Source organism: Streptomyces sp. NBC_00647 (assembly GCF_045207245.1).
In the GTDB taxonomy this organism is placed as follows: domain Bacteria; phylum Actinomycetota; class Actinomycetes; order Streptomycetales; family Streptomycetaceae; genus Streptomyces.
The window spans coordinates 5,213,683-5,235,500 of the sequence record NZ_CP109040.1; the positions used below are offsets into that span (position 1 = coordinate 5,213,683).

A 21,818-nucleotide genomic window follows, 5' to 3' on the forward strand; every position below is an offset into this window, starting at 1 on the left:
CGCGGACCCGTTCGGGACACGGCTGAGTCACGGTGGTCTCACGGTTCCGCGGGCCGAAACGCGTGGTCACAGGTTCTCCGCCTGTTCTGCGTCTCATCTGTGTGCGACCTCCCTCTCATCCGGCGTCGCGAGCGCAACCACTGCCCGTAGACTCCCTCGCGTGACACGCTGCGGGCCGGTTGGCAAGATGGCATCCGCGGTCGGCAAGGTGCGGTAACAGGGAGGAAGCGTCTCGTGAGCAGCAGGCCATCCCGAGGCGCTGCTCGCCTCGCAGCCATACTGGACGCGCTGCCCGATGCGCTGGTCCTGGTCAACGCCAATGGGACCGTGGTCAACGCCAACAGCATCGCCCTGGAGGCCTTCGAGACCCCGGGCACGGCTCTGGTGGGGCGCGGGCTGCTCGATCTGCTGCCCGAGTTCGACTCGCGGCTGATCCCCGGATCCATGCGACGGCCCGACACCACCGACGAGCGCGGGCGCACCAAGCCGACCCGGATGATCGCGCGGCGGACCGACGGCACGGAGTTCCCGGTCGAGGTCACCAGTGCGAATCTGGAGAACGGCCAGCAGGCCTACGACAACTACGGCCCCACCCCTGACGAGCTGCTCATGCTCGTCGTACGCGACCTTTCGGGCACCGTCGACACCGAGGCCGAGCTCGCACGTTCGCAACGCCAGACCGAGATGATCCTGCGCGCGGCGGCCGAGGGCGTGGTCGGGACGGACACGGAGGGACGGGTCGTTCTCGTCAATCCCGCCGCCGCCCAGATCCTCGGCTACCGGGCCAGCGACCTCGGCGGCAAGGACCTGCACGCCCTGATCCTGCACTCGCGGGCGGACGGCGAGGACTTCCCCTATGAGGAGTCGCCGCTCGCCGACACCCTGCGTTCCGGGCGCAAGCACCGGGTCCGCGGGCAGGTGCTGTGGTCGAAGTCCGGGGACAAGGTGCCGGTCGATCTGACGACCTCTCCGGTGCGGGACGGGGACCAGCTCGTCGGCGCCGTCATGACCTTCACCGACCGGCGGCCGTACGACACCCTGGTCGAGGAGAAGGACGCCGCGGCCACCCGGCACGCCGAGGAACTGGAACGGATCGGCGAGGAGCACACCGCCGAACTCAAGGAGCTGCGCGAGCGGCACGCCGCCGAACTCTCCGAGCTGAACGAGGGGCACGACGAGGAACTCGCCGCCGGCGACGAGCGGTACGCCGCTCTCGGTGAGCGTGAGAAGGACCGGTACGAGGCGCTGACCGCCCGGCACGAGCAGCTGCTCGCCGTCCTCGGCCAGTCCCTGCGCGGGCCGCTCGACCAGCTGCGCGGCGAACTCTCCAAGCTCGCCGCCGACGACGCGGGGCAGCTGTGGCCGGAGGCCAACCAGGTGCTCCACCACCTCGCGGCCGGCTACTCACGCATCACGACGCTCGTCGACAACGTCCTCGGCTACCAGCGGCTGGACTCCGGGGCCGAGACGATCGTCCGTACGAACGTGATGCTCGACGCCGTCGTCGCGGCCGGTGTCGACGGGGCCGTCGACCTGATCGGGCCCGGACGTGTGCAGTTCGCCGTGCACGCGCCGCCGATCGAGGCCGAGGTCGATCCGCAGCGTCTCGCGGGCGCCCTCGCCCACCTGATCGCGGACGTCGCGGGAGTCGACGCGACCGGCAATGCGCCGGTGTCGGCGGGCGGTTACATGGACAACACGGTCGTCGTGGCGGCGGCACAGCGCGGCGAGGTCGTCCGTATCGAGGTGCGCGGGCCGTACGCCGGGGGAGACCCGGTGCACGAGCCGATCGTGCGCGGGATCGTGCGCGCGCACGGCGGTGTGCTCCAGACGCACGAGGTGCCGGGGATGAGCGGCAGCGCGTTCGTCCTCGAGGTGCCCATCGGGGACGGGGCCGGAGCCGTTCCGCCCGCCACCGGACCGGCGGTCTCCACCGAGGTCGCCCTTCCCGAGCAGGCCTCGCAGCAGAGCGGTGGCAGGCGGCGGGCCCGGCGGTCCTCCGTGGACGCCTTCCTGGAGAGCGAGTCGGCGGGGGAGTCCGGCCCGAAGGCTCTCGAGCCCGCCGGAGCCGGTGTGGCCGCTCCCACCGGGCGCCGTCGACGACGTGCCGCCGAGGAGCAGGCGGCCGGCGAGCCGGCGGTTCCCGCGCAGGGGCCGGCGGCCGAGGGCCCCGGTGACGGCTCCGGCGGTACCGGGCGGCGTCGTGGCCGCCCGAGCCCCGTCGAGGGCGCGGGCGACGCCGCGGCACCGGGCATGCCCGACGGCGTCTCCGAGGGCGCGGTCGTGATGGCGGGCGAGCACGGGGCCGGGACCGCGGCCGTGGGAACCGGACTCGGCGGGACGGTGCCTCCGCAGGGCGTGCCGGTGCCCTCCGGACGACGCGCGCGCCGGGACGGCGAACAGCACGCACTGCCCGCGGCGTTGCCGGCCGCCCCCGGTGCGCTGGCCGCTCCGGCCGCGGGAGAGACCGCGCCGGACGGCGCCGAGGACGACAGTGCCGCCGCGGACGCGGGGCAGCCGACCGGGCGGCGCCGCCGTGCGCTCGCCGCGGCGGCCGAGCGTGCCGCCGCGGCGCAGGAGACGGGCTCCCGTACGGTGTTCGCCCTGCCCCCGGCGGAGGCGGACCGCTCGCCGGAGTACGTCCAGGCCGAGGCCCAGGCGCAGGCAGCCCAGGTGCAGGCCGCTCAGGCACAGGCAGCGCAGGCGCAGGCGGCTCAGGCACAGGCCGCTCAGGCGGCGCAGGCTCAGGTCGCGTCGGCTCAGCAGTCCGGCGGCCCGGGCGCGTCCGGTCACGGTCAGGCCGACGACAGCCGCCATGACGCGATGCCGCACAGCCCCGACGACGATCACACCCCGCCGCAGCCGCACCCCGTGTCGGCCCCGACGGGCCGTCGGCGAGCCCGTCAGCTCGCGGTCCCGGAGCAGTCGGCCGGGACACCCGCCCAGGCGCTCCCGGCGCAGGCCCTTCCCGGGCAGCCGGTCCCGGCACTCGGCCAGACCGTTCCGGCACAGGGGCTTCCCGCTCAGAGCCTTCCCGCTCAGGGCGTACCGGGCGGGGTCACCACCGGTCAGCCGGTTCCCCCCGCGCAGCCCGCCGTCGCCGCGCGGGCCGGTGCCGCGCCCGCTCCGGCTCCCCAGCCGTGGCCCGACGCGAACAGCGCTCCCGGCGCCGACAACGCCCCGGGCACGGGCGCCCCGGCCTCCGGCGGCCCGGTGCCGCCCGGCGCCGCGCAGCCCGCGCTTCCGGCGGCGAACGCGGCGGCCCCGGCCCAGCCGGTCCCCGCCCCACTGCCCCCGGAGCGCCCGGCGCAGCGGGTCGCCCAGCCGCTGCCCGCCGAGGCGAAGCCCGCGTCCGCTCCGGCCGACTCCTCTACGACGCAGGGCCGTGCCATAAGCGTGAGGACGCTCGGCCAGGGCGTTCCGTTCGCCCGCCAGGTCGCGGCGGCCCAGCCGGGCGGCGGTGTCCAGGCCCCGACGCCTCCCCCTCACCAGACGAACGGCGGGGGCCGCCGCCGCAAGCTCGGCACTCCGCCCGAGCCCGTCGTCGAACAACCGGAGACGGCCGCGCGCTCGCTCCCCCAGGGCGGCCAAGCGGGTCCCGGCCCCCGGCTCCCCGGAGCCACCGAGGGCGCCGGACGGTCGTACGCCATAGGAGCACCGGACGAGAACGCCGCCGAGGGCCCCGAGCCGCTCGACGGTCCCGGCGGTGCCGTCGAGGTCGCCGACCAGCCGCAGCCGCGGCCCGTGGACGACGAGTTGCCCCCGGAGCCGCTGGACAACCCGCGGCGGCTGCTCGTGTGGCCCGCGCCGGACGTCACCACCCAGCAGGCGCTGAGCGACCGCGGCTACCGGCCCGTCATCGTGAACTCGCGCGAGGAGGTCGACGCGCAGATCGCCGCGTTCCCGGCCGCGCTGTTCGTCGACCCGCTGACCGGCCCGATCACCCGCACGGCCTTGCAGTCGCTGCGCCAGGCCGCTGTCGCCGCGGAGGTGCCCGTCCTGGTGACGGCGGGGCTCGGACAGGCGTCGCGCGAGGCGGCGTACGGCGCCGACCCCGCCGTACTCCTGAAGGCGCTCGCGCCCCGCGACTCCGAGCAGCACCCGCCGCGGGTGCTGCTCATCGAGGAGCACGCGGAGATCGCACTGGCGCTCACGGCGACGCTGGAGCGGCGCGGGATGCAGGTCGCGCGTGCCTCCACGGACGAGGACGCCGTCACCCTGGCCTCGCAGATGCGGCCGAACCTCGTGGTGATGGACCTGCTGCAGGTACGGCGCCGGCGTGCCGGAATCGTCGACTGGCTGCGGGCGAACGGGCAGTTGAACCGCACGCCGCTCGTCGTCTACACCGCCGCCGTCGACCCGGCCGAACTGCCGCGGCTGGCCGCGGGGGAGTCCGTGCTGTTCCTCGCGGAGCGCTCGACGAGCGACGAGGTCCAGGACCGGATCGTCGACCTGCTGGCCCGCATCGGCACCAACTAGCGGGCCCGTCCGGGCACGGACGGACCGCCGCTACGGCCATGAACCGCGCGTACGCCGGGCGTGGGCCGTGGGGCGCCCGCCCGGCGTACGTGTGAGGGTCTTCGGGGCCGGCCGTGGCCGGCCCCTGGCATTTCAGAGCTGGGTCACGTCCAGGGTGCCCTCCGCGTACTTCCTGCGGAGCACCTTCTTGTCGAACTTGCCGACGCTCGTCTTCGGAACGGCCTCGATGATCGTCCAGCGCTCGGGGAGCTGCCACTTGGCGATCTTGCCCTCCTCGGCGAGGAAGGCGCGCAGCGACTCGAAGTCGGCGGTGGAGCCCTCCTTCAGGACGACGGTGGCCAGCGGCCGCTCGCCCCACTTCTCGTCGGGGACGGCCACGACCGCGGCCTCGGTCACCTCCGGGTGGGACATGAGGGCGTTCTCCAGGTCGACCGAGGAGATCCACTCGCCGCCCGACTTGATGACGTCCTTGGCGCGGTCGGTGAGGGTCAGGAAGCCGTCGGGGCTGATCGTGCCGACGTCGCCGGTCTTGAGCCAGCCGTCCTCGCTGAACTTGTCGGCGGGGCGCAGCGGTTCCGCGCCGTCGCCGCCGTAGTAGGCACCGGCGATCCAGGGGCCGCGGACCTCGAGCTCGCCGGCGGACTCGCCGTCCCACGGGAGCCGTTCGCCGCCGGGGCCGGTGAGGCGGGCCTCGACGCCCGCCGGGAAACGGCCCTGGGTGAGGCGGTACGCGAACTCCTCGTCCGTGCCCACGGCGTGGGCCGGCGGGCGGGCGATGGTGCCGAGCGGGGAGGTCTCGGTCATGCCCCAGGCGTGGCAGACGTGCATGCCCAGATCGTCGAAGGCGGCCATGAGCGAGGGCGGGCAGGCCGATCCGCCGATCGTCACCTGGGTGAGGGAGGAGACGTCACGGGGCTTGGCGGTCAGCTCGGCGAGCAGGCCCTGCCAGATGGTCGGGACGGCGGCGGCGTGCGTCGGGCGCTCGCTCTCGATCATCTCGGCGAGCGGCGCGGGCTGGAGGAAGCGGTCGGGCATCAGCATGTTGATGCCCGACATGAAGGTCGCGTGCGGCAGGCCCCAGGCGTTGACGTGGAACTGCGGGACCACGACGAGGGTGGTGTCCTGGTCGGTGAGCCCCATCGACTGGGCCATGTTCACCTGCATGGAGTGCAGGTAGATCGAACGGTGGGAGTACACGACGCCCTTGGGGTCCCCGGTGGTCCCGGAGGTGTAACACATGGCCGCGGCCTGCCGCTCGTCGATCTCCGGCCAGTCGTAGACCGTCGGCTTCCCGGCGATGAGCTCCTCGTACTCGTGCACCCGCACGCTCGCCCCGTCGAGCAGCGAACGGTCGCCGGGACCCGAGACGACCACGTGCTCCACCGTCGGGAGATGGGGGAGGAGCGGCGCGAGCAGCGGAAGCAGCGAGCCGTTGACGATGACCACGCGGTCGGCGGCGTGGTTGACGATGAAGACGAGCTGCTCGGCCGGGAGGCGGAGGTTCAGCGTGTGCAGCACCGCACCCATGGAGGGGATCGCGTAGTACGCCTCGACATGCTCGGCGTTGTTCCACATGAGGGTGGCGACCCGCTCGTCGCCCGTCACGCCGAGGTCGCCGCGCAGAGCGTGGGCGAGCTGGTTCGCGCGCTCCCCGGCCTCGCGGAAGCTCCGGCGGTGCGGCTCGCCCTCTCCCGTCCAGGTCGTGATCTGCGAACCTCCGTGCACCAGCGCCCCGTGCACGAGAATGCGGGTCACAGTCAGCGGTACGTCCTGCATCGTGCTCAGCACGGCGTCCTCCCGGGGGCGACATTGCCTACGCGGTAGTAATGGGTTGCGCTGATTCTGCGCACATACCGCGCGGTATGTCACTAGGGGCAGGAATGATCGATCAGCGAAGGGCCTGCTCGGCGACCGGACGGGGCGCTTCCTGACGGACGGGAATCAGCTCAGGGTCCTCACGCAGCTTGCCCAGCGCACGGGACACCGCCGACTTGACCGTGCCGACGGAGACCCCGAGCACCTCCGCCGTCTGTGCCTCGCTCAGATCCTCGTAGTAGCGCAGCACCACCATCGCCCGCTGCCGCGCCGGCAGCTTGGTGATCGCCCGCCACATCGCGTCGTGCAGCGCCTGCTGTTCGGCGGGGTCCGCGGTGGGCAGCCCCTCCGGCTCCGGCAGTTCGTCGCAGGCGAACTCGTCGACCTTGCGCTTGCGCCACTGCGACGTCCGTGTGTTCAGCAGCGCCCGCCGCACATAGCCGTCCAGCGCCCGGTGGTCCTCGATCCGGTCCCAGGCGACATACGTCTTCGCCAACGCCGTCTGCAGCAGGTCCTCCGCGTCGCTCGGGTTCGCGGTGAGCGACCGGGCGGTGCGCAGCAGCGCCGACTGGCGGGCCTTCATGTACGACGAGAACGACGCGTACGGACGGGTCTGCGTCGCCCGTGTGGCGACATCCGAGGCGCTCGTGCAGACGAGTGTGGTCATGGCTCCACGCTAGGTTCGCCCCCTCCTCCGGCGGATCGGCCGCAGGTCCCGAAGCCATGTCCGCCTCAGGTTGTAGGAGTGGGGTTGTCCTCACCTCCTGAAGGTGGACGAGCCGGGCCCGCCCCCTGAGGGTTCCCCCCTGAGAGACGACCACCGGGGGAGTACTCGGGAGCGGTGTCCCCCAGGCGTGACGGGGTGTCGACCCGCACATGACGGGGGTCGGCACGGCGGTCTCACCCGTCGGCCCCGAGGATCAGCCCCGAGGTGGGAACCCCGGTGCCCGCCGTCACCAGGACGCGCCCGGCGCCCGGTATCTGGTTCACGGACGTGCCCCGCAGCTGCCGTACGGCCTCCGCTATGCCGTTCATCCCGTGCAGATACGCCTCCCCGAGCTGCCCTCCGTGCGTGTTCAGCGGCAGTCGCTCCTCGGCGACGAAGTCCGCGGCCTCCCCCGGCTTGCAGAACCCGAACTCCTCCAGCTGCATCAGCACGAACGGTGTGAAGTGGTCGTACAGAATCCCCACGTCGATCTCCGCCGGGCTCATCCCCGCCGTCCGCCACAGCTGCCGGGCCACCACGCCCATCTCCGGAAGTCCCGTCAGATCGTCCCGGTAGAAGCTGGTCATCTGCTCCTGCGCCCGGCCCGCGCCCTGGGCGGCGGCCGTGATCACCGCCGGGGAGTGCGGCAGATCGCGGGCCCGCTCGACGGAGGTGACCACCAGGGCCTGGCCGCCGTCGGTCTCCTGGCAGCAGTCCAGCAGCCGCAGCGGCTCCACGATCCACCGCGAGGCCGCGTGCTCCGCGAGGGTGATCGGTCTGCCGTGGAAGTACGCGGCCGGGTTCGTCGCCGCGTACTTCCGGTCCACCACCGCGACATGACCGAACGCCTCGGGTGTCAGCCCGTAGGTGTGCAGATACCTCTGGGCCGCCATCGCCACCCAGGAGGCCGGGGTGAGCAGCCCGAACGGCAGGGCCCAGCCCAGCGCCGCACCCTCCGCCGACGGCTCCCGCCGCTGCACGCCCGAGCCGAATCTGCGGCCCGACCGTTCGTTGAACGCCCGGTAGCAGAGCACGACTTCGGCCACCCCGGTGGCCACCGCGAGCGCCGCCTGCTGGACCGTCGCGCAGGCCGCCCCGCCGCCGTAGTGGATCCGCGAGAAGAAGGACAGCTCCCCCATCCCGGCCGCCTGCGCGACGGTGATCTCCGGGCTGGTGTCCATCGTGAACGTCACCATCCCGTCCACGTCCGCCGGCGTCAGCCCCGCGTCGTCGAGCGCGGACCGCACCGCCTCCACCGCCAGCCGCAGCTCACTGCGCCCCGAGTCCTTGGAGAACTCGGTGGCCCCGATCCCGACGACCGCCGCCCGCCCGCCGAGTCCGTCCCTCTTCCGCACGCTCATGCGACACCGCCCTCGGCCGAGACGGCGGGGGCTGGGGGAGCGGGAGGGGCTGCGGCTGCGGCTGCGGGAGCAGGGCCGGGCGCCGCCTCCGTGGCCGGGACCGTCAACGTCACGGTGCCCATGACGTGCCGTCCGAGGCCGTTGGCGCCGAGGATCCTCACCGTGACCGTGCCGCCGTCGACCTCCTCGACCGAACCGGTCAACACCATGGTGTCTCCGGGGTGGTTGGGAGCTCCCAGCCGTATCGCCACTTTGCGCAGCACGGCGTCCGGGCCGAAGTGATCGGTCACGTACCGTCCGACCAGGCCGTTGGTCGTCAGGATGTTCATGAAGATGTCCGGCGAGCCCTTCTCCCTGGCCAGGTCCGCGTCGTGGTGCACGTCCTGGTAGTCCCGTGAGGCAATCGCCCCGGCCACGATCAGCGTGCGGGTGATCTCGATCTCCAGCGGCGGCAACGCATCGCCCACCCTCATGTCCCCACCTCCCCGTTCGCGATCAACTCCCCCAACTCCTGCAGCACTTCGCCCCCACACCCCAGATAGGCGTCCAGCTGCCGGCCCCACAGGAAGTGCCGGTGCACGGGGTGCTCGATGTCGGCCCCCGCCCCGCCGTGCAGGTGCTGGCCCGAGTGCACCACCCGCTGCCCCGCCTCGGACGCCCACCAGGCGGCCGTCAGCGCGTGCGTCGCGTACGGCAGCCCCTCGTCGCGCCGCCATGCCGCCTCGTACGCCGTCACCCGTATCGCCTCGGTGTCCATGTGCGCGTCGGCGGCACGCAGTTGGACGCCCTGCTTGGCGGCGAGCGGGCGCCCGAACTGCTCGCGCGCGTTCGTGTACTCCACGGCCCGGGCCAGCGACCCCGCGCACACCCCGGCCTGGAGTCCGGCGAAGGCGGTACGGGCGGTGGCCAGCAGGTCGTCGAACGCCCCCTCGCCGCCCAGCGCCTCGCCCGGCGTCCCGTCCAGCGTCAGACGCCCGGCCGACCAGGGCGCCGTCAGCTCGACCGGCTCGCTCGCCGCAGCCTCCGCGGTGCGCACCAGCCAGAGCCGGCGGCGGTCGTCGGCGACGAGCACATGGGTGGCGTCGCGCAGCCAGGGCACCGCGGGAACGACCCCGGTCAGCCTCCCCGTCTCCCACTCCCGCACAGGAGGGGACCCGGCGACCCCAGAACCGGACCCCGCGCCCCCAGGACAAGACGCAGCAGCCTCCGAACCGGACGCGACAGCCTCCGGACCGGACGCGGCGATCTCGGGACCGGACACGGTGATCTCCGTATCCGCCCCCCAGAGATCCGGAGCGGCCCGGGCCTCGTTTCGGGCCTCGGCCCGAACAGCGGAGACCGCCTCCGGCCCTTGCCCCGGCCCCGATGTCGGCACCGATGTCGGCCGCGGCAACGATCCGGTGATCGCACCGGCCACTACCAGCGTCCCGTCGGCGATCCCCGGCAGCAGCCGCTCACGCTGTTCGGGCGAACCGTGCGCCGCCACCGCGAGCAGCCCGTACACACAGCTCGCCGCGAAGGGCACCTGCGCCGTGGTGCGCCCCTGCTCCTCCAGCAGCAGGACGAGACCGAGCAGCCCGGTGTCCTCGACGGCCGCCACGAGCCCGGCGGCGCACAGCTCCTTCCACAGTCCGGCATCGCTGCCCGTCCCGGCCACGGTGAGCCGCTCGTGGGTGGCGAGATCGCCGAAGATCCGCGCGGCCAGGTCCCGGGCGGCCGCCTGTTCCTCGGTGGGCGTGAAGTCCATGTCAGCTCCCCTCACCCGAGCGCCCGGCGTCCGGGCCGACGGAGAGGCCCGAGGAGGCCGAGCGGCCGGAACCGACGGGTTCGCGCGCTGCGGAGCGGCCGGGACCTGGGAGTTCGCGCGCTGCCGAGCCGCCGGAGCTGACAAGTTCGTGTGCCGCCGAGGCACCGATCCCCACGGGCTCGCGTGCGGCCGAGGCGCCGGGGTCGCTCTCGCCGCCGGAACCGTCCACCGCCCGGAAGACCGGCAGCTCCAACTCCTCGTCGTACCGCTGGAATCCGAGTCGAACCGGCAGACCGATCCGCACCTGGTCGTGCGGTACACCCACCACATTGCTCACGATCCGCACGCCCTCGGCGAGTTCGATCAGGCCGACGGCGTAGGGCGGGTCGAAGGCCGGGAACGGCGGGTGGTGCATGACGACGTACGAATAGACGGTCCCCTCGCCGCACGACTCGACGGTGTCCCAGTCCGGGCTGCCGCACGCGCCACACCCCGGCAGCCACGGGAATCTCAGCGTTCCGCACGCCGTGCAGCGCTGGATCAGCAGCCGGTGCCGCTCGACGCCCTCCCAGAACCCGGCGTTGTCCCGGTTGACCACCGGGCGCGGGCGCCGGCGCTTCGCCTCCCCGCTCTTCGCCCCCGCACCATTCGCCTCGGCGGCGCTCGACCCAGCGGCCTTCAACCCCGCGGTGCTCGGCTTAGGGGTGCTCGACCCCACGGCGTTCGGCCCCACGGTGCTCGACGAGTCCCCCGCCCCCGCCCGGCCCTTCGCATTCCGGTGCGCCGGAACGTACTTGAGGATGCGGAACCTGTGGGTCCCGGCGAGTTCGCCCCCCGCCCGGATGTCCATCCGCGTCGTGATGAAGAACCCCGTGCCCAGCTTCGTCGTCTTGCGCCCGGAGACGGATTCGATCACCGCGTCGAAGGTGATCCGGTCCCCGGGGCGCAGCGGGCGCAGATACTCCTGCTCGCAGTCGGTGGCGACCACCGAGGTGTACCCCGCGCCGTCGAGCAGGCGGAGCAACTCGTCGTACGCCCCGGAGCGGCCGGTGTGCCCGCCGAGGCCGCCCATGGTCCACGCCTGGAGCATGGTGGGCGGGGCCACGGCGTCCGGCCCGTCGTACGCCGGGTTGGTGTCCCCCATCGCCTCGCACCAGTGCCGGATCATCGGAGCGTTGACCGCGTCCTTGCCGACACCCCCGACGGTGGCCGCGCGCCCCTCGTACCCCTTCAAGCGCTCCGACAGGTCGTCCCCACCGGGCACGGCACCGCCATGCACCGCACCGCCATGCACGGCAGCCCCCTCACCGCCCGCTCCACGGCCGCTCACCGCCGCCCCCTCTTCATACCGAGCCGCATGGTCGCGACGATCTCCCGCTGCACCTCGCTCACCCCGCCCCCGAACGTGTTGATCTGCGCCGCCCTGTTCATCCGCTCCAGCTCGCCGGTCCCGAAGGCCCCCGGCGAACCGGAGCGGACCAGTGCGTCCGCTCCCACGATGTGCTGACACATCCGGTACACCGCGACCGCGGATTCGGTTCCCATGACCTTCACGCCGCTCGCGTCCCCCGGCGCCGGTCCACCGGCTCCCACATCCCCCACCAAACGCCAGTTGAGCAGGCGCGATGCCGCCAGTCGGGCATGCACTTCGGCCAGCTGGAAACGCACCCACGGCTCGTCAACCTTGCGCCGCCCAGTCACCGGATCAGGTGTACGGGCCGCCTCCAGCGCGGCCGCGTAGAAGTCCTCGGCCTGCATGCCGATCGCGGCGAGGGCCACCCGCTCGTGGTTGAGCTGGTTGGTGATGAGCCCCCAGCCGCCGTTCTCCTCACCGACCAGGTTCCCGGCCGGGACACGGATCCCGTCGTAGTAGGTCGCCGAGGTGGTCTGGCCGCCCACCGTCTCGATCGGTGTCCACGAGAAGCCGGAAGCGTCCGTGGGCACGAGCAGGATCGAGATGCCCTGGTGCTTCGGCGCGTCCGGGTCGGTCCGGCAGGCGAGCCAGATCCAGTCGGCGTTCTGGGCGTTGGACGTGAAGATCTTCTGCCCGTCGATCCGCCAGTGCCCGCCCTCGGCGCCGACCGGTCCCGCGCTCCCCCCGGACTCCCGCACGGCACGCGTCCGCAAGGAGGCGAGGTCCGTGCCGGCGGACGGCTCCGAGTACCCGATGGCGAAGACGAGGTCCCCGCTCAGGATGCGCGGCAGAAAGAAGTCCTTCTGCTCCGCGCTGCCGAATTTCATGAGGGTCGGCCCGACGGTGTTCAGCGTGACCATCGAGACGGGCGCACCGGCCCGGTAGGCCTCGTCGAAGAAGACGAACTGCTCGTCCGCTCCGCGCCCCTGCCCCCCGTACGCGACCGGCCAGCCGAGCCCGAGCAGGCCGTCGGCGCCGATCCGGCGCAGCAGCGCCCGCTGGCGTACGCGATCGTCGGAGGGCGGTGGCCCGTCCGGCATCAGGTCCCGGAAGTACGTGCGGAGCTCGGCGCGCAGCCGCTGCTGGCGCTCGGTGGGGGCGAGGTGCACGGCGGCGGCCCTCCCGGACCTCGTACGAACAAGGTTTTCTGACTGTCCGTCAGATACCGTCGACTGTCAAGGTCACAGTCAAGGTCACGGACAGGCCCCGGGCCGCCCTCGACCCGCCCGCGACCCACCTGGCCGAGCCGCCCCTCCGACGCCCCCGCTCCCGGCACTTCCTTCTCGCGGCAGCCCCTGCACGGCACCTCGGATCCACCCCGTACGACACCCGCGAGCGGGCCGTCGCGACGCCCTGCCCGGCCCTGCGCGACGTCCCGAACACGTCTGCGCGACGGCACCGGAGCACCGTCGCGCAGACGCTGTGAAACCCCACAGAGCACTACCCCACGCAGGAGACCCAGGGCCGATGGCGGCGCATCGGCCCCCGACTCACCAGAGGTTGACGAAGTTGACGCGGACTGTGTCGTTGGACTGGTTGACGGCCGTGAACGCGGAACCGTTCACCTGGGCGGTATTGCTCTGATTCGAGGCTCCTGAGCCGACCGCCTGCTGTTGAGTGGTCGAGGAATTGCCGTTGTTGTCGCGCCCGACCCCGCTGCCGCCGACGGTCGCCACTCCCGCGTTCGATCCGTTGTCCGCGAAGGCGCCGTTGTCCGCCGTCGCGACGCCCGAGCAGAGGGCGGCGGCCAGGGGCAGGGCCGCGACGGCGGCGAGGACACGAGCGGTACGGATGCTTGCCATGTGAATTCCTCCAGAACCGGTTGTACGCACCAGCGGTGAGCCGGGATGTACGGGAAATACGGCTAGTTCCAAGGCAGTTGGCCGACCACCCCGGCGTTGATCACGACGTCGCGAGTCCAGGGTTGCCCACCGGATCACCGGCGAACCACCCCGCAAGCCACGATTCCCCCTCAAGCGTGAGGACATGTCGATAAACCACCTTCACGCCCACAAAACCCCTGCTCAGACCACTGCCGACCGCTCAACCCCAGATGCCGCAACAGCGGAAGCGTTACGGCACATTTTCGGCCGATCTCGCCCTTCACCCGCCCGGCGCCCCCGCACACCCCGAGAGCCCTTCCCTTTTTCGAACACTCGTACGAACATGGATGCATGGCCACCATCGACCGGCGGGCCACCACCCTGGCCCTGGCCCACGCCCTGTCCGCAGCCGAGCGCGGACTGGCGGTGATCCCGCTGTCCCGAACGAAGCTCCCGGCCCTGCGCTCCCCCCACCACGACGACCCCGATCCCAATCCCTGCCACGGCGAATGCGGCCGTTTCGGGCACGGCGTGTACGACGCCTCGACCGAGCCCCGACGCATCCGCGCGCTCTTCGCCGCCGCCCCCTGGGCCACCGGCTACGGCATCGCCTGTGGACTGCACCCGCACCACCTCATCGGCATCGACCTCGACACCAAGTCCGCTACGGACTCCTCGGCGGCCCTGCGCGAGCTGGCGCTGCGCCATCTCTTCACGATTCCGGACACGGTGGTCGTCCTGACCCCCAGCGGCGGCCGCCACCTGTGGCTGAGCGGACCGCCGGACGTCGTCGTCCCCAACTCGGCGAGCCGGCTCGCCCCCGGCATCGACATCCGGGGCGCCGGCGGCTACCTCGTCGGCCCCGGCTCACGCACCGAACACGGTGTGTACGAAACGGCCCCCGGCACCGCTCGACTCGCACCCGCACCCTGTCCGTCCGAACTCCTGCGCCTGCTGCTGCCCCCGCCCCGCACGAGCCATCCGGCACCCTCCACGACCGGTCGGCAGGGCCAGGGGCTGGTCCAGTTCGTCCTCGCCGCGCACGCGGGTCAGCGCAACACCCGCCTCTTCTGGGCCGCCTGCCGCGCCTACGAGAACGGCATCGGCCCCCAACTGATCACCCCGCTCGTCCAGGCCGCCGTCCGGACGGGCCTGACCGAACGCGAGGCCCGCTCGACGATCGCCTCCGCGGCCCGGATGACGGCCCCTCCGCCCCGGCAGCCCTGAGACGGCCCGGCGGACAGCGGACAGCGGACAGCCAGCAACCGGCAACCGAGACGCGAACGGCCCCTGACCCGGAAACCCGGTCAGGGGCCTGTCATCCGCGCCGGGCGTGGCATCGGGGATCGGCTCGGATCGGCTCGGATCGGCTCGGATCGCGGGATCCGGCGCGAGTCCCGTGCGCTGTGCCCGGCAAGGCAGCTGTCTCGCCGCGATCCGACCCGGCTCAGGCAGTGTCGTCCGAGGTCGTCTCGGGTTTCGTGTGGAGGATCTCGCGGGCCTGCTCGGCGGCGCGGGCGATGCTCTCGGAGACGAAGTCGAGGAAGCGGGCGATGTTCTCGAGGCGGGCGGCGGCCGGGGTGCCCGGGCCGAGGATGCCGACGCCTTCCCGTGCGGTCTCGACCAGTTGGGCGGTGGACCGGGCGCTGGCCATCATCGACTGGTACCAGACGTCGTCGTCGACGACGTAGCGCTCGCGGCGACGTTCGTCGCGTTCCCGGCGGACGAGGCCCTGGCTCTCGAGGAACGCGATCGCCTTGGAGACGGACGCCGGACTGACCTGGAGACGCTGGACGAGTTCGGACGCCGTGAGGCTGCCCGCGTCGGTGAGGGTGAGACAGGCCATCACCCGGGACATCATCTTGGGTGCGCCCGAAGCCATCATGACGGTGGTGAACGTCTCCTCGAACTCGCGCACCGCCTCGGCGTCGCGTCCGTGGGCCTGCGGGGGCGCATCCGACCCCCGAGGTGCGGCCTGTTGTCTCCGGCGGTGGGCCCTGTGTTCGGTGGCGCGATGGGCGAGGTCGGCCCGGTAGGCGGTGGGGCCGCCGTTGCGCATCACCTCGCGCGTGATCGTCGAGGTCGGACGGTCGAGGCTTCTGGCGATCTCCGCGTAGGCGAGGCCGTCGGCCAGTCCCAGCGCGATCTGCTGGCGTTCCTGCTGGGTGAGCCTGCCTCCCGGCATCGCGGCCTCCTTCGTGGTCTTCGGTGTCTCCACTATAGCGTTCACTCTCATTCCATTGCAACGATTTGCGTCGAGTTGTTGCATTAGATCCAGAGTCATTGCAATGAATTCTCTGCATTCACCTGCACTGATGGGATCAATACGCAACAACACTGTTGCCGCAACTATGAATGCAACGTAGCGTTTCCATCATCAGAAACACAGCGGGCCGCAAGGGCGCGCGACGCAGAAGAAGGAGAGCACGATGCAGAAGTTCGACACCCCCGCCCCGATCTCCGCCGTCCTCGACATCCCCGCGGGGCACATCCGTCTCATCGCCGCCGACCGGACCGATGCCACGGTCGAGGTCCTGCCCGCGGACGCCTCGAAGGGCCGCGACGTGAAGGCCGCGGAGCAGACCACGGTCGCGTACGACGACGGTGTCCTGCGGATCGAGACCTCACGGGCGAAGAACCGGATCCTCGGCGCTTCCGGATCCATCGAGGTGACGGTCCAGCTGCCCGCCGGTTCCCGGGTCGAGGCGAAGGCGGCGGCCGCCGAGTTCCGGGGCGTCGGACGGCTCGGCGACGTCACCTTCGAGGGCGCTCAGGGCTCCGTCAAGATCGACGAGACCGCGGGCGTCCGGCTGACCCTCCTCGCCGGTGACATCTCGGTCGGCCGCCTGGGCGGCCCCGCGGAGATCAGCACCGCGAAGGGCGACATCCGGATCACCGAGGCCGTGCGCGGCACGGTCGTGCTGCGCACCGAGTCCGGCGATGTGTCGGTCGGTGCCGCCCGCGGAGTCTCCGCCGCCCTGGACGCCGGCACCAGCCACGGCCGGATCGACAACACGCTCAAGAACACCGACGGCACCCCCGGCCTGACCATCCACGCGACCACCGCCCACGGCGACATCGCCGCCCGCAGCCTCTGAGGAGCACCGATCATGACGAAGCTGGCCATCGCGGCGAACGGGCTGCGCAAGTCCTACGGCGACAAGACCGTGCTCGACGGCGTCGACCTGGCCGTCCCCGAAGGAACGGTCTTCTCCCTGCTCGGCCCGAACGGCGCCGGCAAGACCACCGCCGTGAAGATCCTCTCCACCCTCATCTCCCCCGACTCCGACGCCGGCGAGATCCGGGTCGGCGGCCATGACCTGGCCGCCGACCCGCAGGCGGTCCGTGCCGCGATCGGTGTCACCGGCCAGTTCTCCGCCGTCGACGGCCTGATCACCGGCGAGGAGAACATGCTCCTCATGGCCGACCTGCACCACCTCTCCCGCACCGAGGGACGCCAGGTCACCAAAGAACTCCTGGAACGCTTCGACCTCACCGAAGCGGCGAACAAACCCGCCTCCACCTACTCCGGCGGCATGAAACGCCGCCTCGACATCGCCATGACCCTCGTCGGCACCCCACGGATCATCTTCCTCGACGAACCCACCACCGGCCTCGACCCCCGCTCCCGCCACAACATGTGGCAGATCATCAGAGAACTCGTCACCGACGGCGTCACCGTCTTCCTCACCACCCAATACCTCGACGAAGCCGACGAACTCGCCGACCGCATCGCCGTCCTGAACAACGGCCGGATCGCCGCCGAAGGCACCGCCGACGAACTCAAACGACTCATCCCCGGCGGACACGTCCGCCTCCGCTTCACCGACCCCGCCACCTACCGCACAGCCACCCGCACACTGCCCGACACCACCCACGACGACGAAGCCCTCGCCCTGCAGATCCCCAGCGACGGCAGCCAACGCGACCTGCGCACCATCCTCGACCGACTCGACACCGCCGGCATCGAAGCCGACGAACTCACCGTCCACACCCCCGACCTCGACGACGTCTTCTTCGCCCTCACCGGCAACACCACCCTCCCCACCCAACACCCCAACCAGCCCAACCAGCCCAACCAGCCGAACCAGCCGAACCAGCCAAACCAGCCCAAGGAGAACGTCCGATGAGCACCCTCCCCCTCGCCGTACGCGACTCCACCACCATGCTCCGCCGCAACCTCCTGCACGCCCGCCGCTACCCCTCCCTCACCCTCAACCTGCTGCTCACCCCCGTGATGCTCCTGCTGCTGTTCGTCTACATCTTCGGCAACACCATGAGCGGTGGCGCTGGCCGCTCCGCCTACATCGCCTACATCGTTCCGGGCATCCTGCTGATGACCATCGGCTCCACCGTGGTCGGCACCGCGGTGTCCGTTGCCACCGACATGAACGAGGGCATCATCGCCCGCTTCCGCACCATGGCCATCCACCGCGGTTCCGTGCTCTTCGGGCACGTCGTCGGCAGTGTGCTGCAGGCGATCGTGAGCGTGGTCCTCGTCGGCGCGGTCGGCGTCGCGATGGGCTTCCGCTCCACGGACGCCACCGTGCAGGAATGGCTGGCGGCGTTCGGGCTGCTCGCGTTCTTCGCCCTGGCGTTCACCTGGATCGCGGTCGGCATGGGCATGGGCAGTCCCAACGCCGAGGCGGCCAGCAACAACGCGATGCCGCTGATCCTGCTGCCCCTCATCTCCAGCGCCTTCGTCCCCCTGGACTCCATGCCGGGCTGGTTCCAGCCGATCGCCGAGTACCAGCCCTTCACCCCCGCCATCGAGACCCTGCGCGGACTCCTCCTCGGCACCGAGATCGGCAACAACGGCTGGATCGCCCTCGCCTGGTGCCTGGCCCTGAGCGTCCTCGGCCACCGCTGGTCGAAGGCACAGTTCGACCGCGACCCCAAATAGACGAGATGACAACGCGTCCGGCCACTCGCGAACCGGGGCCAGGACTGGGACAGGGACATGCGGAAGGGGTGCCACTCCGGAGAGTGGCACCCCTTCCGCCGTGCCGGATCGAGTGCCGTGCCAAGTGCGATCATGGCCCCAACGTCGTGCTTCAACGGGCAGTTCCACAGACTGCCCCACTCGCCGGAAGCTCAAGGGGCCATGATCACTCACCCCAAAGCAGCTCCAGCCCGAAGCCGCTCCGCCGACCTTCGCTTTCATCGCCGGGAGATGTTGTGAGACGCGTATCGATAGCCGCCCTGGCTCTGTCACTGGCTGCCCTGCTCGCAGGGTGTACGCAGGAAGAGCCCAAGCCGCTGCATCCCACAAGGTCGCCAGGGGAAGCGGCCTGGTACGCGAGCACCAAGAAGCAGCGCCAGGAGTACTGCGCCGCCTACCGGGCGCACGACCCACAGCACCCCATCCACATCCCCTCGTTCGCCTCGGCACTGTCCGAGGACGAGTTCGCCGACGACTTCTACGACGCGGTGAAGAAGAAGTGCACGCCGGCCTGACGGGGCACCTGCGCAGTGCAGCGCTGGGAGGTGCGGCCACCGCGGCGACCGATCGTGGCCGGTGTCGCCCGTCAGCGCTCTTGAGGCAACCCTGAAAACGTCGTACCCAGGCGTGCCGATCGAGCGGACCACGGTGAACCGCGGGAACTCGGGGGCAGTGGGCAACGCAACGGCCCCTGACCGAGTTACCTGGTCAGGGGCCGTTCCTCTGCGGTGGGTGTGGGATTTGAACCCACGGTGACATCGCTGCCACGACGGTTTTCAAGACCGTTCCCTTAGGCCGCTCGGGCAACCCACCCCGCGCCGCCGGTGATCGATGGCGCGGGGACAAGAGTAACGGGTCGGATGCCCGACGCGGGGGTCAGCTGTCGCCCTCTCGGGAGGCGAGGGTGACGTCGGCCGTGTGGGTCTTGCCGTCGCGCGTGAAGGTGAGCTTGACGGTGTCGCCGGGCTTGTGGGTCCAGATCGCGCCGATGAGGGTCGGGCCGCTGTCGATCACCATGTCGTCGAGCTTGGTGATGACATCACCGGGCTTGAGACCCGCCTGGGCGGCGGGGCCGCCGGACTCGACGGCGGCCGAGCCGCTCGCGCCCTGCTCGGTGATCTCCGCGCCGCCCGTGCCCTCGTTCAGGGAGACCGAGGCGCCGATCTTCGCGTACACCGGCTTGCCGGTCTTGATCAGCTGCTGGGCGACGTACTTTGCCTGGTTGACCGGGATGGCGAAGCCCAGGCCGATGGAACCGGACTGGCCGGAGCCGCCGAGTCCGCCGCTGCTCGACGACTGGATCGCGGAGTTGATGCCGATGACCGCGCCCGAGGCGTCGAGGAGGGGCCCGCCGGAGTTGCCCGGGTTGATCGAGGCGTCCGTCTGCAGGGCGCTCATGTACGAGGCCTTGCTGCCGGTGCTGCCGTCACTGGATGCCACCGGACGGTTCTTCGCGCTGATGATGCCCGTGGTCACCGTGTTGGAGAGGCCGAAGGGCGCGCCGATCGCGATCGTGGAGTCGCCCACGGCCACCTTGTCGGAGTCGCCGAGCTGCAGCGGCTTCAGGTCCGAGGGCGCGTCCTTCAGCTTGATGACCGCGACGTCGTAGCCCTGAGCGTGGCCGACCACCTCGGCGTCGTACTTCTTGCCGCTCGAGAAGGTCGCGGTGAGCTTGCCGCCGTCGACCGCGTCCGCCACCACGTGGTTGTTGGTGAGGATGTGGCCCTGCTTGTCGAAGACGAACCCCGTGCCGGTGCCACCCTCGCCGTTGCTGCTCTGGGCCTCGATGGTGACGGTGCTCGGCAGCGCCTGGGCGGCCACGTTGGCGACCGTGCCCGAGGCCCGCTTCACCTCGCCGCTGCTGCTCGGGGCGGAGACCGTCGTCGAGTCGGTGGAGTCGTCGTTGTTCTTGGCCAGGGAGTAGCCGAGGCCGCCGCCCACACCACCGGCGACCAGCGCGGCCACCAGGATCGCGGCGACCAGGCCGCCGCGCCCGCTCTTCGGCTTCGGCGCGGGCTGCTGGTAGGAGGAGCCCCAGCCGCCGGCCCCCGAGCCGCCGCCGTCGGCGTACGAAGGGGTGGCGGGCGGCGGAGGCGGCCAGCCCGCCTCGGGCGCGGAGCCCTGGGCCCCGGCTCCCTGCCCGTAGGGGTCAGGCCCCTGTCCGGCTCCGGCCGACGCGTATGCCGGCATGCCGGCGGGCGCCGACGCGTGCTCCGGTGCGCCGGGGGCGCTGGGCACCGCGGGGATCGGAGCCGTCGGCTCGCTCCCCGTATGCGAGGCGCCCTGCGCGGAAGCAGCGGGAGTTTCCACCGGCACAGGAGGTGCGGACGGGGCCGGGGGTACTGCGTTGCCCTCGTTCTCGGTGCTCACAGCTCTTCTCCTCGATCCACGGCTGTTGTTCTCGGTCGCACTCGGTCACGCCCACTCACACTTGTCGATGGCCCGGCGCGATGCAGCTGTGCATGTGCTTTTGTACGCCGTCAGCTTTTCCCACGAGGCGTCAGGGCACCATAAGCGGTGGCTGTGCGTCCAAGGCCATCCTTTATAACGGACCTTTAGTGCCAAAAGGATAGAACTGCGACGTATCTCACCTCACGCCCGCTCCGCGACGGTGGCACCATGACGCGGTGACCCTCGCACGACAGCACCCGATTCAGGTCGTCGCCCACCGCGGAGCCTCCGAAGAGGCCCCGGAGCACACTCTGGCCGCGTACAAGAAGGCGATCGAGGACGGCGCGGACGCCCTCGAGTGCGACGTACGGCTGACCGCGGACGGCCATCTCGTCTGTGTCCACGACCGCCGCGTGAACCGGACGTCCAACGGCCGCGGGGCCGTCTCCGCCCTGGAGCTCGCCGAACTCGCCGCCCTGGACTTCGGATCCTGGAAGAACCGCGACGAGTCGCCCGACTGGGAACACGCCCCCGGCGACCTCGAGGACACCTCCGTCCTCACCCTGGAGAGGCTGCTCGAGCTCGTCGCCGACGCCGGCCGCCGCGTCGAGCTGGCCATCGAGACGAAGCACCCGACGCGCTGGGCGGGCCAGGTCGAGGAGCGGCTGCTCCACCTGCTGAAGCGCTTCGGCCTGGACACCCCCGAGTCCGCAGGCGATTCACCGGTGCGCGTCATGAGCTTCTCGGCACGCTCCCTGCACCGTGTCCGGGCCGCGTCCGCGACCTTGCCGACGGTGTATCTGCTCCAGTTCGTCTCGCCCCGGCTGCGGGACGGACGACTGCCCGCGGGTGTCCGGATCGCGGGCCCCTCGATGCGGATCGTACGCAGTCACCCCGGGTACATCGAACGACTGAAACGAGCCGGACATCAGGTGCATGTCTGGACCGTGAACGAGCCCGAGGACGTCGATCTCTGCGTTGAACTGGGCGTCGACGCCATCATCACCAACCGCCCGCGCGCCGTGCTGAGCCAGTTGGGCCGCTGACCTGGCCTTGCCGCAGGGCGGGCACCCCACGGAAAGCACCAGGATCGCCCATCGAAAACCATCGAGAATCGGCCACCCGATTACAGGGAGTGCT

The 21,818-nt window shown here is 71.5% G+C and carries 17 protein-coding genes and 1 tRNA gene; 7 read left to right on the plus strand and 11 right to left on the minus strand.

Annotated features, from left to right (window positions below):
- The first annotated feature begins 234 nt into the window (after positions 1-234).
- Entirely contained in the window at positions 235-4,479 is a 4,245-nt protein-coding gene (locus OG788_RS22910) for a PAS domain-containing protein (RefSeq protein ID WP_406373110.1), read from the plus strand.
- Between the two features lie 132 nt (positions 4,480-4,611).
- Here OG788_RS22910 and OG788_RS22915 read toward each other — a convergent pair whose 3' ends face one another.
- The 8 genes from OG788_RS22915 to OG788_RS22950 all read right to left on the minus strand — a co-directional run bounded on the left by OG788_RS22915 (position 4,612) and on the right by OG788_RS22950 (position 13,324).
- Positions 4,612-6,255, minus strand: a complete 1,644-nt coding sequence (locus tag OG788_RS22915) for a long-chain fatty acid--CoA ligase (RefSeq protein ID WP_406376819.1) — start codon at positions 6,253-6,255, stop codon at positions 4,612-4,614.
- A 112-nt stretch (positions 6,256-6,367) separates the two neighbouring features.
- Positions 6,368-6,961: a SigE family RNA polymerase sigma factor gene (locus OG788_RS22920; protein WP_406373112.1), complete on the minus strand. Its 594-nt coding sequence runs from the start codon at positions 6,959-6,961 to the stop codon at positions 6,368-6,370.
- A gap of 233 nt (positions 6,962-7,194) precedes the next feature.
- The gene (locus tag OG788_RS22925; protein ID WP_406373113.1) at positions 7,195-8,361 is read right to left on the minus strand and encodes a lipid-transfer protein; all 1,167 of its coding nucleotides are present in this window, start codon (positions 8,359-8,361) and stop codon (positions 7,195-7,197) included.
- Complete coding sequence (locus OG788_RS22930) at positions 8,358-8,834, minus strand: MaoC family dehydratase (protein WP_406373115.1); 477 nt, start codon at positions 8,832-8,834, stop codon at positions 8,358-8,360. Before OG788_RS22930 ends, OG788_RS22925 begins: the two co-directional genes overlap by 4 nt.
- Positions 8,831-10,108 (minus strand): acyl-CoA dehydrogenase family protein, encoded by a 1,278-nt coding sequence (locus tag OG788_RS22935; protein WP_406373117.1) that lies wholly within the window; start codon positions 10,106-10,108, stop codon positions 8,831-8,833. The genes OG788_RS22930 and OG788_RS22935 overlap by 4 nt, the downstream gene beginning before the upstream one ends.
- Position 10,109: 1 nt before the next feature.
- Complete coding sequence (locus OG788_RS22940) at positions 10,110-11,372, minus strand: bifunctional MaoC family dehydratase N-terminal/OB-fold nucleic acid binding domain-containing protein (RefSeq protein WP_406373118.1); 1,263 nt, start codon at positions 11,370-11,372, stop codon at positions 10,110-10,112.
- A gap of 62 nt (positions 11,373-11,434) precedes the next feature.
- Positions 11,435-12,631 carry an acyl-CoA dehydrogenase family protein gene (locus OG788_RS22945; RefSeq protein ID WP_406373120.1) on the minus strand — a complete coding sequence of 399 codons (1,197 nt, stop codon included), beginning with the start codon at positions 12,629-12,631 and terminating at the stop codon, positions 11,435-11,437.
- 381 nt (positions 12,632-13,012) lie between these two features.
- Complete coding sequence (locus tag OG788_RS22950) at positions 13,013-13,324, minus strand: hypothetical protein (RefSeq protein WP_406373121.1); 312 nt, start codon at positions 13,322-13,324, stop codon at positions 13,013-13,015.
- A 372-nt stretch (positions 13,325-13,696) separates the two neighbouring features.
- Between OG788_RS22950 and OG788_RS22955 the strand changes: the two genes are divergently transcribed.
- Positions 13,697-14,572: a bifunctional DNA primase/polymerase gene (locus tag OG788_RS22955; RefSeq protein ID WP_406373122.1), complete on the plus strand. Its 876-nt coding sequence runs from the start codon at positions 13,697-13,699 to the stop codon at positions 14,570-14,572.
- A 220-nt stretch (positions 14,573-14,792) separates the two neighbouring features.
- Here OG788_RS22955 and OG788_RS22960 read toward each other — a convergent pair whose 3' ends face one another.
- Positions 14,793-15,530, minus strand: coding sequence for a helix-turn-helix domain-containing protein (locus OG788_RS22960; protein WP_406376820.1), 738 nt, complete (start codon positions 15,528-15,530; stop codon positions 14,793-14,795).
- 244 nt (positions 15,531-15,774) lie between these two features.
- Between OG788_RS22960 and OG788_RS22965 the strand changes: the two genes are divergently transcribed.
- The 4 genes from OG788_RS22965 to OG788_RS22980 all read left to right on the plus strand — a co-directional run bounded on the left by OG788_RS22965 (position 15,775) and on the right by OG788_RS22980 (position 18,802).
- Positions 15,775-16,443 carry a DUF4097 family beta strand repeat-containing protein gene (locus OG788_RS22965; protein WP_406373124.1) on the plus strand — a complete coding sequence of 223 codons (669 nt, stop codon included), beginning with the start codon at positions 15,775-15,777 and terminating at the stop codon, positions 16,441-16,443.
- 12 nt (positions 16,444-16,455) lie between these two features.
- Positions 16,456-17,475, plus strand: coding sequence for an ATP-binding cassette domain-containing protein (locus OG788_RS22970; protein ID WP_406373125.1), 1,020 nt, complete (start codon positions 16,456-16,458; stop codon positions 17,473-17,475).
- Complete coding sequence (locus OG788_RS22975; RefSeq protein ID WP_406373127.1) at positions 17,472-18,248, plus strand: ABC transporter permease; 777 nt, start codon at positions 17,472-17,474, stop codon at positions 18,246-18,248. Before OG788_RS22970 ends, OG788_RS22975 begins: the two co-directional genes overlap by 4 nt.
- Before the next feature lie 275 nt (positions 18,249-18,523).
- Positions 18,524-18,802 carry a hypothetical protein gene (locus OG788_RS22980; protein ID WP_406373128.1) on the plus strand — a complete coding sequence of 93 codons (279 nt, stop codon included), beginning with the start codon at positions 18,524-18,526 and terminating at the stop codon, positions 18,800-18,802.
- 211 nt (positions 18,803-19,013) lie between these two features.
- Here OG788_RS22980 and OG788_RS22985 read toward each other — a convergent pair.
- Positions 19,014-19,100: transfer RNA gene (locus tag OG788_RS22985), tRNA-Ser, on the minus strand.
- A gap of 63 nt (positions 19,101-19,163) precedes the next feature.
- Positions 19,164-20,657: a S1C family serine protease gene (locus OG788_RS22990; RefSeq protein WP_406373130.1), complete on the minus strand. Its 1,494-nt coding sequence runs from the start codon at positions 20,655-20,657 to the stop codon at positions 19,164-19,166.
- 257 nt (positions 20,658-20,914) lie between these two features.
- Between OG788_RS22990 and OG788_RS22995 the strand changes: the two genes are divergently transcribed.
- On the plus strand, positions 20,915-21,724 hold the full coding sequence (locus OG788_RS22995) for a glycerophosphodiester phosphodiesterase (RefSeq protein WP_351535940.1): 810 nt from the start codon (positions 20,915-20,917) through the stop codon (positions 21,722-21,724).
- The last annotated feature ends 94 nt before the right edge of the window (positions 21,725-21,818 follow it).